The following is a 14,522-nucleotide window of genomic DNA, read 5'->3' on the forward strand; positions in this document are numbered from 1 at the left end:
GTCCCCCTAAATCGTCAGTTTTTGTTCTTGGCGCATTCGCGCACCTTCGCGGAAGACTTCCGCAAGCACCAGCAGTGCCGCCACCGCAAACCAGGCGCCCAGGTCGATATTGGCCGTCGCCGTCAGTTCCAGACCGCCCAGGACCGGCTGGTCCATGATGGTCAGCAGCATTGCCACGGCGCCCTGCGTGACATGGCGCAGCACCTGGTAGCCGGCAATCGCAAGCGCGATGACCCGCAGATGGCCCGCATTTTCCGGCACGAAGGGGTCGCCCGCGATCAGGGTCGAGAAGATGCGCCGCAGCCGGTCGACCACGATCATGAAAGCGATGATTTCCGCAACGAGGATCGGGAAGATCCAGCCATGGCTGCGAATACCCTGCAGCAGCTCGGAAATCGGCCCCGGCGAATAGCCGAGGAAGTCCATGACCAATGTCGCGCCCGCGGCCAGGATGACCAGCGCCGCAAAGGCGAGCAATACCCAGGCGATGTACCAGACGATGTCCAGCACCACCTTGACGATGGATGCGAGAGACCCGTGGCCCAGTGTCTTCATGCCCGCCCCTTCCCGTTTGTGAATGAGGCCTGTGGACGTTGTCTCCGTCCGTCAGGCCTCACCCGTCTTTAGCAATCATGCAGCAACCGGAGCAATCGCGTAGAACGCGCCGGCCGCCACCGAAACCAGCAGCATCAGATTGATCGCGATCGACGCGAACGTGCGGATGCCTGAATTTTCGGACCTGACCATTTCACTGTTTCCTTTCTGTTGCATCTGACCAATTACCGTTGTTTTTCTGGCGTCTTCGGACGATGTGTCCCGTCCTTGTTGTTTATCGATAAACGGAAAGCTCGGGGCACGCAAGCGAAAAATATCGTTTTTCGATATGAATTTTTCGAAAGGCGATAAGGAACTGAGGTCCTTTCCGCCCATGACTGACGACTTCACCTGGGTATTGGCGAGCCATAATGCGGGCAAGATCAATGAATTGCGGGAGATTCTGGCGCCTCGCGGCATCGCCCTGAAAAGCGCTGCCGAGCTGTCCCTTCCTGAACCGGAAGAAACCGAACCGACATTCGAGGGTAATGCCGCGCTCAAGGCCGGGGCGGCCTGCCGCGCCACGGGTCTGGTCTGTCTGGCCGACGATTCCGGGCTGGCGGTCGATGCGCTGGACGGAGCGCCGGGAATCTACTCGGCGCGCTGGGCGGGCGAGCCGCGCGACTTCCGCCGCGCCATGCAGCGCGTGCACAACGAGCTGGGCGACAGTGCAGACCGTACGGCCCGCTTCGTCTGTGTGATTGCCCTCGCCCGGCCGGACGGCTCGCTGGTGCATTATCGTGGCGAGGTGACCGGCGATATCGTCTGGCCGCCGCGCGGCGAGGGCGGGTTCGGCTATGATCCGGTTTTCCGCCCGCACGGGCATGGGCGGACCTTCGGGGAAATGAAGGCTCACGAGAAACGGGCACTGAGCCACCGGGCGCGTGCGCTCGACCTCCTGACGCGGTCGGAATTCGGACCGTGACCGGCGCAGCCCGCCTGGCGCTTGGCGATGCTCTGGGACTCTACGTCCACTGGCCCTATTGCGCGCGTATCTGCCCCTATTGCGACTTCAACGTCTACCGGCCCAAAGGGAATGACGAGACGCTGCTGGCGGCCATACTGGACGATATGGCCCACTGGCGCACGCGCAGCGGTGCGCGCCGGCTGGTCAGCCTGCACTTCGGCGGCGGCACGCCCTCGCTGATGACGCCGGTCCAGCTGGCAGCGGTGATCGAGACGGCCGACCGGTTGTGGGGTTTCGAAACCGGTGCCGAGATCGGACTGGAAGCCAACCCCAGGGACATGGACGGGTTTGCGGACATGGCGGCAGCGGGCATCAACCGTCTGTCGCTGGGCGTGCAGAGTTTCGACGATGCGGCCCTGGCCGCCCTGGGCCGCGATCATGACAGCGTCATGGGCCAGCGCTCGATCGACGCCGCCCAGGCCGCGTTCCGGCGTGTGTCGGTCGACATGATCTATGCCCGGGCCGGTCAGGACGCGGCGGCCTGGGAGGCCGAATTGCGCCGCGCGCTGGCCACCGGTGTGGGCCACGTTTCGCCCTATCAACTGACGATCGAACCGCAAACCGCATTCGGAAAGCGCGCGGCGCGCGGCGAAAAACTGGCTGCGGCGCCGGACTTCGCGGCCGACCTCTACGAACTCACCCATGCGGTCTGCGAGGCGGAAGGCCTGGCGGCCTACGAAATCTCCAATCACGCCCGCACCCCCGGCGACCGGTCGGTGCACAACCGGCTCTACTGGGCGGGCGGAGACTGGATCGGGGTCGGGCCCGGTGCTCATGGCCGGATCGGCCGGGCTGCCGCCGGCGGCCGGCTGGCGACCGAGGCACACCGGCGTCCGCGCGACTATATCGATGCCGATCCGCGCTATACGGCCGAGACGCTGGGCGCGGCGGACGAAGGGGCGGAACGCATATTGATGGGCATGCGCGTGGCTGACGGGCTGGATCTTGTCCATCTCGAAGCGGCGACGGGCGCCGGCGTCGACCCCGGCGGTCTCGCGCGGATGAGCCGGCAGGGGTTCGTCGAACAGGACGGCACCCACATCCGCCTGACACGCGAAGGCCGGCTCCTGGCCGACGGCGTCTCGGGCGAACTCGTGCCCTAGAAGGCCTGCGGCTCGAAAGTCTGGGGCGCCGGCTCGAGTTCGCGCAGGCCGCGCGGCTGGATCTCGTAGATCGCCAGGCCGCGTTCGATCAGCCCGTCCTCGCGGAAGCGGAACAGGCCGTCCGCGCCCAGAAAGCCCTGCTCTTCCTCGATCGCCTCGCGGGAGAAGCCACGCTCCCCGCCATCCATGTGTGCGGCAAGCGCCATGGCGTCATAGGCCAGGCTGGCAATGCGAGACGGTGCGCTGCCGTAGGTGTCCTCATAGGCAGTCTCGAACCGTTCACGCGCATCGCGGTCGGGGCCGGCAAACCAGCCTCCGTGCAGGGCCGGTTCGCGCAGCAATTCCGGATCGTCCCACAGGCCGGTGCCAAGGAACCGGACGACCAGCGGGTCGACATTCTGCGAGATCAGGAGCGGGCCGAGTGCGCGCAGCCGGGTTCCGCCCTCCGGCAGGATGACGGCCTGGAAAGGGGCTTCCGGATCGGGCACCCATTCGCTCCGGCGCAGCTCAAGGGCGTCCTCCGGCGTCAGTGGTTCGAACACGCCCTCAGCCAGCCGGGCCGAGGCGCGCGCCATGGCCTCCACATCGCCGGTGTAGAAGGCTTCCGCCGCGACAAACCCGCCGGTCAGTGCCGAGGTGTTCTCCAGGGCATTGTAGACGGCCACGCCGTACCGGTCCTGGGGACCGAGATAGGCGTAGCGCTGGACGCCCTGGCGCGAGGCGTATTCGACGATCCGCTCGACCTCGATCTCGGGCGGAAAACTCAACAGATAGACGCCATCGCCGGCGACGGCCGTATCCGTGGTGAAGGCGATCACGGGGATATCCGCCTGGCGCGCGACATTGGCGGCCGAGGCCACAGCCGGTCCGAACAGCGGTCCGATGATCAGGTCGGCCCCGTCCTCGGCTGCGGCCATGGCGGCCGAGCGGGCGCCCTCGGGCGTGCCCTGTGTGTCCTTGGGGATCATCAGGAGATTGCCGCCGGCGCGTTCGAACAGGGCCAGTTCGGCGGCGCGCAGAAGGCGCAGGGCCTCGGCGCGCGCGCCGGAATTCTCGGCCGAGAAAGGCAGCAGCACGGCCACACGGGCAATATCCCGGTCAGCCATATGCGGCGGGATCAATCCGGTTTCGACCGGCTCTTCAGGCGCTTCCGGTTCCGGCTTGGGTTCGGGTTCGGGCTCCTCGACCGGCAGGGTCGGAGCAGGCGGTGCCGGTTCGGGCGTTGTACTGCAGGCCGCCGCCAGGGCCGCCAGGCCGATGACGGCGAGGCAGCGCGGCCGTACGCTTTGTGCCATGTTGCAAGGATAAGCGGCAAAACGCGAAAGAATGACTGAAAGCATGACCGGAACACCCAGTGAAATCCCCGGCGAAGCTAGCCGCCAGGGCCCGAAGGGGCAAGCGCCCGGACCGGGTCTCTACCTGGTCTCAACGCCGATCGGCAATCTGCGCGACATCACCCTGCGGGCGCTGGACGTTCTGGCCGGCGTGGATCGCATACTGGCCGAGGATACGCGGGTGACCCGCCGGCTGCTGGATGCCTATGGCATCCGGGCCGAGTTGCAGGCCTATCACGACCACAATGGCGAACAGGTGCGCCCGCAGATCCTGGACGATCTGGACGCCGGCGCCTCGCTGGCCCTGGTCTCTGACGCGGGAACGCCGCTGGTCTCCGATCCCGGTTTCAAACTGGTACGCGAGGCCGTCCAGCGCGGCTGCCATGTCGTCGCGATCCCGGGCGCCTCCGCCGTACTGACGGCTCTGGCCATCGCCGGCCTGCCCACCGACAGTTTCACCTTCGCGGGCTTTCCGCCGCAAAAGACCGGTCCGCGCGAAGCCTGGCTGGAGACCTATCGCCATGTGCCGGGATCGCTGGTGATCTATGAGGGTACGTCGCGGCTGCCGGCGGCCCTGACCAGCATGGCCGGGATTCTCGGCGGCGATCGTCCCGCGGCGGTCTGCCGCGAACTCACCAAGCTGCACGAGGAGGCGCGGCGCGGCACACTGGCCGAGCTCGCGGCGCACTATGAAGAGGCCGGACCGCCGCGCGGGGAAGTGGTGATCGTGGTCGGCCCGGCCGCTGCGGACGACTGGGATGCAGCGCGGATCGACAAGGCGCTGGAAACGGTGCTCGGCGAAATGCGCATCAAGGACGCTGCGGCCGAGGTGGCGGCGGTGTCCGGCTGGTCGCGGCGGGATGTCTATGCCCGGGCCCTGGCGCTGAAAGGCGGGGCGGCTTGAGCCGGAAGCGGCAGGCCGCGGAGGCGCGCGGCCGCTGGGCCGAATACCTGGCCATGACCTGGCTGGCGGCCAAGGGCTACCACCTGCTCGATCGCCGCGCCCGCACGCCGGCGGGCGAGATCGATCTCGTGGCCCGGCGCGGGGAATACCTCGTCTTTGTCGAGGTGAAGGCGCGAGCCCGGCTGGCCGATGCCGCCCGGGCGATCGGGCCGCGTCAGCGCGGCCGTATCGTACGTGCCGCCAGCCTGTGGATGGCGCGGCACGAGCGCTTTCGCATGCTGTATCCGCGTTATGACCTGTTTCTGGTCGCGCCGGGGCGCCTGCCGGTGCATCATCGTGCCGCCTGGATACCGGACGACGGCGCGGCCGATCTGCTGTGATCGGCGCCGGCGGCGGAACCGGGGGCTGGTACCGCGCGTCCTGTAGCGTAGTGTTCGCGGGGGTGCGATTCGACAGGAGAGTGTGATGATCCGCCTGCTTTGCCTTCCGGTTCTGCTCGCCGCGCTGACGGCATGTTCGACGGTGCTGCCGGAACGATCGATCGGACGCTCCTTCGACGACACCAATGCTTCGGTCGCGATCAAGTCCGCCATGCTGCGTGAGGAGGGGTTCGCGCTCGGCGGGGTGGATGTGGAAGTAACCGAGGGGATTGCCCTCCTGACCGGCCGTGTGCCGCGCGAGGACGACCGGCTGATGGCGGAATGCATCGCCTGGTCGTCCGTGGCCGTGCGCAATGTTGCCAACGAGCTGGAGGTCGGTCCGGGACAGGGGTTCCGCGACCGCGCCCGGGACGGTCAGATCACCGCCCGCGTCAATGCCCGCCTGGTCTCCGACCGCAATGTCCGCTCGATCAATTTCAACGTCGAGACCCGTGATGGCCGGGTCTACCTGTTGGGCGTGGCACGCAATCGTGGCGAGCTCGAGCGGGCCACGACCCATGCCTCGCTGGTAGATGGCGTGGACGAGGTGATATCCTATGTCCGCGTCGCCGGCATGCCGAGCAATCTGCCGGCCCGGGGCGAGCGCCGTGCCGAGGCGTGTGCGGGCCAGGCCATGCCGGGGCTTGACCCTCTGGCGCAAACCCCTAACTCCGGTCCGCAATTGCTGGGTGGCCCGGAGACGTCCCAATGAGCCTGCGCGTAGCGGTCCAGATGGACCCGGTCGAAGACGTGAATGTCGATGCCGACACGACATTCGCCCTGATGGAGGAGGCGCAGGCACGCGGGGCGGAGTTGTATGTCTACCAGCCCGAACAGCTGGCCTGGCTGCAGGGCCGTGTACTGGCCCGGGCCCGGCCGGTGCGGGTGAAGCACGTCCAGGGCGAACATGCCGATCTGGGCGACCCGGTCATGCTGGATCTGGCCGAGGATGTCGATGTGGTTCTGATGCGTCAGGATCCGCCCTTCGACATGGCCTATGTGACCGCGGCGCATATTCTCGAGGCGCTGAAGGGGCGGACGCTGGTGCTCAACGACCCGCATTGGGTGCGGTCGAGCCCGGAAAAGATCCTGCCGCTGATATTCCCGGACCTCGTCCCGCCCACGCTGATCACCCGCGACATCGCCGCTCTCAAAGCGTTTCGCGATACCCATTCCGACATCATCGTCAAACCTCTCTACGGGGCCGGCGGGGCCGGCGTGTTCCGGCTCAAGCCGGGTGACGGCAATTTCGCTGCGTTGCTGGAAATGTTCTTCGCCAGCTCCCGGGAACCGGTGGTGGCCCAAGCCTTCCTGCCGGCGGTGTCCATGGGGGACAAGCGTGTCCTGCTTGTGGATGGCGAGCCGGTCGGGGCGATCAACCGCGTGCCGCAAAAGGGCGAGACGCGCTCCAACATGCATGTGGGCGGCCGTGCAGAGCCCAGCGAGCTGGACGCCACCGACAAGGCCATCTGTGCGGCCATCGGCCCGCTCCTGCGCGAGCGCGGCCTGGTCCTCGTCGGCATCGACGTGATTGGCGGCAAACTAACAGAGATCAATGTCACCTCGCCCACCGGCGTGCAGGAACTCAGACGCTTTTCCGGTGTCGATGCCTGCGCGGCTTTCTGGGACAGCGTGGACCGTCGCCTGGAACCCTAGCACAAATACACGCTTGACGTGTTGTTCCATATCGTTCAGTATTTGTTCCCTATATGATCCATAAGGCGGTGCGGCCTGTGGAAAACCCAATGCTGACCGGCATTTAGGATTCGGGGCGTGCCATTGCGCCGAACTGTCCGCGACCGGTGGCAATGGGCCACGAAGCGGCTGCACATTGATTCAAACAGGCGGTATGGCAGGAGGAATTCATGGCGGCCCGCACAACCTCCGTGGCCTTCGAGGGGGCCGAGGCCCGCATCGTTGATGTGCAAGTGCAGGTTGCGGCCGGTCAGCAGCCGATATTCTCCGTGGTCGGACTTGGCGACAAGGCGGTAACCGAGAGCCGGGAACGGGTCCGGGCGGCGTTTGCGGCGCTGGGGCTTTCGCTGCCCTCGAAACGTCTGATCGTCAACCTGGCCCCGGCCGACCGGCCCAAGGAGGGCTCGCATTTCGACCTGCCCATCGCTGTGGCGGTGCTGGCCGAGATGGGCATCCTTCCCAAGGATGCGGCGGAAGAACATCTGGTCTTCGGCGAGCTGGGGGCCGATGCCCGCATCCGTCCCGCACCGGGCGCCCTGCCCGCGGCCGTTGCGGCCAATGCGGCGCAGCTCTCGCTGATCTGTCCGGAGGCCAGCGGCGCCGAGGCGGCCTGGGCCGGGGGCGATCTGCCCATCCTGGCGCCGGGCACGCTGATCCAGCTGATCAATCATTTCAAGGGCACCCAGGTTCTGGCCCGGCCGGTGCCGGGCGAACTCGCCGAGGCTGAAGCCCTGCCCGACCTGCGTCAGGTCAAGGGCCAGGAAGGCGCCAAACGGGCGCTGGAGATTGCCGCGGCCGGGCACCACAATCTGCTGATGGTCGGCCCGCCCGGATCGGGCAAGTCGATGATGGCCGAACGCCTGCCCGGCCTGCTGCCGGCGCTGGAACCGGACGAACTGCTCGACGTGTCGATGATCCATTCGGTCGCCGGCCTGCTCGAACGCGGGCGGCTTACGCGCAGCCGGCCCTATCGGGCGCCGCACCATTCGGCCTCCATGGCGGCGATGGTGGGCGGCGGCACCAAGGCGCGCCCGGGTGAGGCGTCGCTGGCCCATCGCGGCGTGCTGTTCCTCGACGAACTGCCCGAATTCCATCCCCAGGTGCTCGACAGCCTGCGGCAGCCGCTGGAAACGGGATCGATCACCGTGGCTAGGGCGAACGCGCATATCGCCTATCCCGCCCGGTTCCAACTGGTTGCCGCGATGAATCCCTGCCGCTGCGGCGGTGGCGGGGCGGACGGCCGGACCTGCCGGCGTGGGCCGCGATGCGCGATCGACTACCAGGCCAGGATTTCCGGTCCGATGCTCGACCGGATCGACCTGCAGATCCATGTGCCGCCGGTTACGCCCGCGGACCTCGCCCTGCCGGCCCCGCCCGAAGGCACGGCCGAAGCGGCGACCCGTATTGCCGAGGCCCGGCGCATCCAGGCCGGACGCGGTCATCTCAACGCCCATCTGCCGACCGACATTCTCGACCATGTCGCTGCGCCCGACCGGGCCGGAGAGGCGTTGCTCAACGAGGCCGCCATGGCCCAGAATCTCACCGCGCGCTCCTATCACCGCGTCTTGCGCGTCGCCCGCACGATTGCCGATCTGGAGGGCCAGGACGGTGTGCGCCGCATCCATATCGCCGAGGCGCTGGCCTGCCGGCGTGGACTGGCCGCGGCCACCCAGGCGGTCAGCGGTCAGGCGCTGGCGGCACAATAGGGCAGGCCTGTCCGACCCCCCCGCGGACGATGGGCGGCGTGGCGGCGGGCCCAGCACGGCAAGCGGCGCGGTCAGGTTGGGGAGGGGGCACCGGTGCGGACGGCCAGGCGCGCGGTGTGCCGGGAATCCACCCGGGCGCCCGGCTGTGTCGTGACCGCCGCCCGGCGCCGTGAAGGATGGTGCGTCACGACGCTTCGTTAACCGGTTTTTGCTAGAAAAACCGTCGATGACTCAGGATGATCGCCCCCACGGATCCGCGGGATCGATGCGCACGGCCGATGCGGACGCGCTGGACGGCCTGCTGCCGCTTGCGTTGGATGCGGCTGGTGAGCTGATATTACTGCGCGGCTTTGGCGGCCGGGTCCTCTACGTCAATTCGGCTTTCCTCGATGCCTTCGGCGGTGCGCGTTCGGACTGGGTCGGGCGCTGGTTCTCCGTGGCTCCGCCGATCTCCGGCGGCGATGCGCGCCGCTATGAAATGCTCATGCGCACCCGGTCGGGACCCTTGTGGATCGAATGGGATGAACGTCTGCTGCCGGGCGGCAAGGGCGTGATCTCGGTCGGGCGCGATGTGACGCGCCGCCGCGAGGCGCACGAGGACCTGGAAGCCTCCCAGCGCGCCAAGTCCCTCTTCTTCGCCGCCGTCACCCACGAGCTGCGCACGCCGCTGGCCGGAGCGCTGGGGGTGGCACGCCTCATGGAAGCCACGCCGCTGCGGCCCGACCAGGCCGACTATATCCGCTCCATGGCGGCCTCGGCCGAGCATGCGCTGGCCATGGTCGACGATATTCTGGACCTGTCGCGTCTGGAGGCCGGAAAGCTGGAATTGCGCCCCGAAGAAGTCGATGTCGCTGCCCTGGTGCGTGACACGGTCGAACTCGCGGCGCCACGGGCCCAGGAAAAGGGTCTGGAGATCGGTGTGGTTCACGCCGCCGGCGCGCCGTCCCGGATCGAGGGCGACGCGGCGCGGATCAAGCAGATCCTGTTCAACCTCATCGGCAATGCCGTAAAATTCACCGGCGAGGGCGGGGTGCGCATCGATGTCGCCAATGCGCCGGGATCGGACGGCCGGGCCCGCCTCGCCATCTATGTCAGTGACACGGGACCGGGTATTTCCGAGGCTGACCAGGACAAGCTTTTCGAGCATTTCGAGCGTGGTGCGGCCGAGCGCAACGGTGCGGAAAGCGGGGCCGGTCTCGGCCTGGCCATGGTCCGCCGTCTGGTCGAGGCGATGGGGTCCACCATGGGTGTGGAAAGCCGCCTCGGCGAAGGCGCGAAATTCTGGGTGGTCTTCGACCTGCCCGTCCTGGAGGCGCCGGACACGGCGCCGCTGGCCGGCAAGCGCGTGGCCGTGGTGTCGGCCCAGCCGGTTCTGTCTGCCAGCCTCGCCGATCAGCTGACCGCGCTCGGCGCCGACGCGGTTTGCGTCGCCGATGCGGGCGAAATGGACCGGATCGGCGGGCGCGAGATCCTGCTGGATGCGGCCTGGACCGGGCCGGACATGCCGGCCGGCGCCGACCGAATCTGGCATCTTGTCGCTCCCGCGGAGAAGAAGGCCGTTCTGGAAAGCCGGGCTCGCGACAGTGATGGCTGGTTCGTCAAACCCGTGCGCGCCACCACTCTGATTGCGCGCCTGGGCGGGACCGCGATAGCGCACGAGGACGACCCGGCGGCGTCAGGGCAACGGCCGGCCTTCCAGCCGGATGTGTCCGATCTTTCCCTTCTGGTCGCCGAAGACGATCCGGTGAACGCGCTGATCGCCCGTAAATGTCTGGAAAATCTTGGCATATCAGTCACCCTTGTGGCCGATGGCGAGGCCGCCAGCGAAGCGCTGGCCACGGGCGCGTTCGACGCCGCCCTGCTCGACCAGCGCATGCCTCATTGCGACGGCCCCGATGTCGCGCGCAAGGCCCGGGCGGACGGCCTCACCCTGCCGCTGATCGCCCTGACGGCGAATGCCTCGGAAGCCGACCGCAAGCTGTGCCTTGAAGCGGGCATGGACGAATTCCTCTCCAAACCTCTCGATCCCGACCGGCTCAGTGCGGTGCTGATGCGCTTGTGCCGGAAGGAAAAGCGGGCCAGCATGGGCTGATCCCATCCCCGCGGAGTTTCAGTGACATGGCCGAAACCAGTGCGCAGCCAAGGACGACCTGGCTGAAGACCCTGACTGTGTATGCGACACCGGTCATGATCTCGATGCTGATCCTCGGCTTCGCCTCCGGCCTGCCGCTCTACATGGTATTCCAGAAGCTGTCCTACTGGCTGCGCGATGCCGGGATCGAGCGCTCGACCATCGGGTTTTTCTACTTCGTCACCCTGTCCTATACGCTGAAATGGTTGTGGGCGCCGGTCATCGACCGCGTGAAGCTGCCGGTCCTGCACCGGCTTCTCGGTGCCCGGCGGTCCTGGATCGTGACGGCGATTGCGGGAACCGTGGTCGCGCTGATCGTCATTTCCCAGACCGATCCGCTGGTCAGCCTGGTTCCGGTCGCCATCGCGGCGCTCTTGCTGGCCTATTCCGGCGCCACGCTTGACGTGGCGATCGATGCCTGGCGGATCGAGTCCGCGCCCAATGACATGCAGGCCAACATGGCCGCGGCCTATTCCTTCGGCTACCGCATCGCCTACATGACCTCCGGTCTGGGTCTGGCCATATCGGAATGGGCAGACTGGGACATTTCCTTCCTGGCCATGGCCGGGGCGATGGTCGTTTCCGGCGGTCTTGTCTTCCTGATGAAAGAGCCCAAGGCCGGTGCGGGCCGGCGCGAGCTGGAAGGCAGTTTCGCGCTGAAGGTCGTGCGGGCGGTCTGGCAACCCTTCAAGGATTTCTTTGCGCGTCTGGGCTGGTGGATCTTCCCGGTCATCGCGCTGATTTCGCTTTACCGAATCAGCGATTTCACCATGGGTGTCATGGCTGCGCCGCTGTATTCGGACCTCGATTTCGACCGCGCGGTCGTTGGCGGGATACAGGGCGGACCGGGTCTGGCAGCCACCATGTTCGGCCTGTTCATTGGCGGTGTCGTCGCGTTCCGGATCGGGTTGATGCGGGCGTTGGTGATTGGCCTGGTGATCACCTTCATCACCAACGGCGCCTATGCCTGGCTGGCGGCCACTGCCCAGCCCGACGATGCGTGGAAGCTGATGGTGGCGATCGTGGGCGACAATCTGGCCGGAGGCTTTGTCACGACGGTCTTCATCGCCTACCTCTCCAGCCTCGTCGATCCGGCCAGCGCGGCAACCCAATACGCTTGGGTCAGTTCCTTCTATGCCCTGTTCGCGAAATTCCTGTCGGGTTTTTCCGGCGTGCTGGCGGATGCGGTCGGCTGGGTGATGTTCTTCATTCTCACTGCGGCCTGGACCCTGCCTGCGGCAGTCCTGTTGATCGTCGTGATCGCCTATGGGCCCGCCGCCGCGCGCGGCGAATTCAAGTTCGCCGAACGCGAGACGGTAGACTGATCCCGCGGTCTACTCCGCCAGCGGTGTATCCACTTCGTGCTTTTCCGGGTCGTAGGCGGCCAGGGCGGCCAGCGTGGTGATTTCGCTGACCGAGGCGCCCAGCCGGGCGATCTGCACCGGTTTTTCCACGCCCACCAGCATCGGCCCGATCACGGTCGCCCCGCCGGCCACGCGCAGGAGTTTGGTGGCAATCGAGGCGGCGTGGATGGCCGGCATGACCAGCACATTGGCGGGGCCTTTCAGACGCGAGAAGGGGTAGAGGAAGCGGTGTGACGGATCGAGCGCCACATCGACATTCATCTCGCCCTCGTATTCGAAATCCACGCCCCGCTGGTCGAGCAGTCGGACGGCCTCCTGCAGTTTGTCCGAACGGTTGCCGGAGGGATTCCCGAAGGTGGAGTAGGACAGGAAGGCGACGCGCGGGGTGAAGCCGAAACCCTTGGCCGTTGCCGCGGTTTCCTCGGCAATGTCGGCGAGCGCCTCGCTGTCGGGAAATTCGGCGATATTGGTGTCGGCGATGAACAGGGTGCGCCCTTTCGCCAGGGCAATCGACATACCCATCACGCGCTGTCCCGGTGCCGGATCGAGCACTAGGCTGACATCCCCCAGCGCCGCCGCGTAGGAGCGTGTGGTGCCGGTGATCATGCCGTCGGCATCGCCAAGCTTGACCATACAGGCCGAAAAGACATTGCGGTCATTGTTGACCAGACGCTGCACGTCCCGGCGCAGATATCCCTGACGCTGCAGGCGTTGGTACAGGAAATCGGCATAGTCGGCATTGCGGTCGGAAACGCGGGCATTGACGATCTCGATGGCATCCTCCGGCACACCTACAAGGCGCATATTGGCCCGTGTGATCTCCTCGCGCCCCACCAGAACGGCCTTGCCCAATTCCTGGTTCTGGAAGGCATAGGCGGCGCGGATCACCGACGGTTCCTCGCCTTCGGCGAAGACGATGCGGCGGCCATGACCCATCACCGCGCCCTGGATACGCTGCAGCAGGGCCGCTGTGGGGTCGAGCCGGCGCGCCAGGAAAGCGCGATAGGCGGTCATGTCCGGAATGGGCTTGCGTGCCACACCGGTATCCATCGCCGCCTGGGCGACATAGGGCGGGACATAGTGGATGAGGCGCGGATCGAAGGGTGAGGGGATGATGTAGTCGCGGCCGAAACTGGGACGCGAGCCGTGATAGGCCGCGGCCACCTCGTCGGGCACGTCCTCCTTGGCGAGGGCGGCGAGCGCCTGGGCCGCAGCGATCTTCATTTCCTCGTTGATCGTGCGGGCGCGCACGTCGAGCGCGCCGCGGAAGATATAGGGAAAGCCCAGGACGTTGTTGACCTGGTTGGGGTAATCGGAGCGGCCTGTGGCGATGATCGCATCCTCGCGCACCGCGCGAACGTCTTCCGGCCTGATCTCCGGATCCGGATTGGCCATGGCGAAAATGATCGGGTCCCTGGCCATGGCCTTGACCATGTCCTGGGTCACCGCGCCCGCGACCGAGAGGCCGAGGAAGCAGTCCGCCCCCTCCAGCGCATCGGCGAGGGAGCGGCGGCCGGTTTCCACGGCATGGGCCGCCTTCCACTGGTTCAGCCCGTCGCGGCCGGTATGGATGACACCCTTCGAGTCGCACAGAATGGCGTTTTCCGGCTTCACGCCCATCGCCTTGAGCAGTTCCAGGACAGCGATCCCCGCCGCGCCGGCCCCGTTGACGACGACCTTGAGATCTTCGATGCGGCGGTCGGTGAGATGGCAGGCATTGATGATGCCGGCGGCCGAAATGATGGCTGTGCCGTGCTGGTCGTCGTGGAAAACCGGCACGTCCAGCACTTCGCGCAGGCGCTGTTCGATGATGAAGCTCTCCGGCGCCTTGATGTCTTCCAGATTGATGCCACCGAACGTGTTGCCGATGCGCTTCACGCATTCGATGAAGGCGTCGGCATCGGTCTCCTCGACTTCCACGTCGATGGCGTCGATATCGGCAAAGCGCTTGAACAGCACCGCTTTGCCTTCCATCACCGGCTTCGATGCCATCGCGCCCAGATCGCCCAGTCCCAGAATGGCCGTGCCGTTGGAGATCACGGCGACCATATTGCCTTTGGATGTGTAGTCGTACACGGCGTCCGGATTGGCGGCGATCGCCTTGACGGGGGCGGCTACGCCCGGACTGTAGGCCAGCGACAGATCGCGCTGGGTGGCCATCGGCTTGGTCGGGGACAGGGCGAGCTTGCCGGGCACGGGGTCCTTGTGGAAGGCGAGCGCTTCGTCGTCCTCGACATGGCTGGTTCTGTCACTCATCCCCGGTAGGTCCCTGTTTGTTGTGATGTCTGGCGATGCTATGGCGTCT

At 66.6% G+C, this 14,522-nt stretch carries 13 protein-coding genes; 9 read left to right on the forward strand and 4 right to left on the reverse strand.

The window, feature by feature from the left end; translation table 11 throughout:
- Window positions 1-6: 6 nt before the first annotated feature.
- Both Q1U94_RS06050 and Q1U94_RS06055 read right to left on the reverse strand, forming a co-directional pair.
- A complete protein-coding gene (locus Q1U94_RS06050; protein WP_300542721.1) occupies window positions 7-555 on the reverse strand; it encodes a DUF2975 domain-containing protein in 549 nt (182 codons plus the stop codon).
- Between the two features lie 75 nt (window positions 556-630).
- The gene (locus tag Q1U94_RS06055; protein ID WP_300542722.1) at window positions 631-930 is read right to left on the reverse strand and encodes a hypothetical protein; all 300 of its coding nucleotides are present in this window, start codon (window positions 928-930) and stop codon (window positions 631-633) included.
- On the opposite strand from Q1U94_RS06055, the gene rdgB reads away from it, so the two are divergent.
- A complete protein-coding gene (rdgB, locus tag Q1U94_RS06060; RefSeq protein WP_300542723.1) occupies window positions 929-1,519 on the forward strand; it encodes an RdgB/HAM1 family non-canonical purine NTP pyrophosphatase in 591 nt (196 codons plus the stop codon). The genes Q1U94_RS06055 and rdgB overlap by 2 nt on opposite strands.
- Complete coding sequence (gene hemW / locus Q1U94_RS06065; RefSeq protein ID WP_300542724.1) at window positions 1,516-2,664, forward strand: radical SAM family heme chaperone HemW; 1,149 nt, start codon at window positions 1,516-1,518, stop codon at window positions 2,662-2,664. The genes rdgB and hemW overlap by 4 nt, the downstream gene beginning before the upstream one ends.
- Here hemW and Q1U94_RS06070 read toward each other — a convergent pair.
- Window positions 2,661-3,959: a penicillin-binding protein activator gene (locus tag Q1U94_RS06070; RefSeq protein WP_300542725.1), complete on the reverse strand. Its 1,299-nt coding sequence runs from the start codon at window positions 3,957-3,959 to the stop codon at window positions 2,661-2,663. The genes hemW and Q1U94_RS06070 overlap by 4 nt on opposite strands.
- Before the next feature lie 43 nt (window positions 3,960-4,002).
- Here Q1U94_RS06070 and rsmI point away from each other — a divergent pair, with 43 nt between their 5' ends.
- From rsmI to Q1U94_RS06105, 7 genes are all read left to right on the forward strand, one after another.
- The gene (rsmI, locus tag Q1U94_RS06075) at window positions 4,003-4,902 is read left to right on the forward strand and encodes a 16S rRNA (cytidine(1402)-2'-O)-methyltransferase (RefSeq protein WP_300542726.1); all 900 of its coding nucleotides are present in this window, start codon (window positions 4,003-4,005) and stop codon (window positions 4,900-4,902) included.
- Window positions 4,899-5,282, forward strand: coding sequence for a YraN family protein (locus Q1U94_RS06080; protein WP_300542727.1), 384 nt, complete (start codon window positions 4,899-4,901; stop codon window positions 5,280-5,282). The genes rsmI and Q1U94_RS06080 overlap by 4 nt, the downstream gene beginning before the upstream one ends.
- 85 nt (window positions 5,283-5,367) lie before the next feature.
- Complete coding sequence (locus Q1U94_RS06085; RefSeq protein ID WP_300542729.1) at window positions 5,368-6,033, forward strand: BON domain-containing protein; 666 nt, start codon at window positions 5,368-5,370, stop codon at window positions 6,031-6,033.
- Window positions 6,030-6,977, forward strand: a complete 948-nt coding sequence (gene gshB, locus Q1U94_RS06090; protein WP_300542731.1) for a glutathione synthase — start codon at window positions 6,030-6,032, stop codon at window positions 6,975-6,977. The genes Q1U94_RS06085 and gshB overlap by 4 nt, the downstream gene beginning before the upstream one ends.
- Before the next feature lie 209 nt (window positions 6,978-7,186).
- Window positions 7,187-8,722 (forward strand): YifB family Mg chelatase-like AAA ATPase, encoded by a 1,536-nt coding sequence (locus tag Q1U94_RS06095; RefSeq protein ID WP_300542732.1) that lies wholly within the window; start codon window positions 7,187-7,189, stop codon window positions 8,720-8,722.
- A 226-nt stretch (window positions 8,723-8,948) separates the two neighbouring features.
- A complete protein-coding gene (locus Q1U94_RS06100; protein WP_300542733.1) occupies window positions 8,949-10,814 on the forward strand; it encodes an ATP-binding protein in 1,866 nt (621 codons plus the stop codon).
- Window positions 10,815-10,840: 26 nt separating this feature from the next.
- Window positions 10,841-12,178 carry an MFS transporter gene (locus Q1U94_RS06105; protein ID WP_300542734.1) on the forward strand — a complete coding sequence of 446 codons (1,338 nt, stop codon included), beginning with the start codon at window positions 10,841-10,843 and terminating at the stop codon, window positions 12,176-12,178.
- A gap of 9 nt (window positions 12,179-12,187) precedes the next feature.
- Here the strand turns inward: Q1U94_RS06105 and Q1U94_RS06110 are convergent, their stop codons facing one another.
- Entirely contained in the window at window positions 12,188-14,473 is a 2,286-nt protein-coding gene (locus Q1U94_RS06110) for an NADP-dependent malic enzyme (RefSeq protein ID WP_300542736.1), read from the reverse strand.
- Window positions 14,474-14,522: the final 49 nt, after the last annotated feature.

This window comes from Maricaulis sp., from assembly GCF_030149515.1.
Taxonomy (GTDB): Bacteria; Pseudomonadota; Alphaproteobacteria; order Caulobacterales; family Maricaulaceae; genus Maricaulis.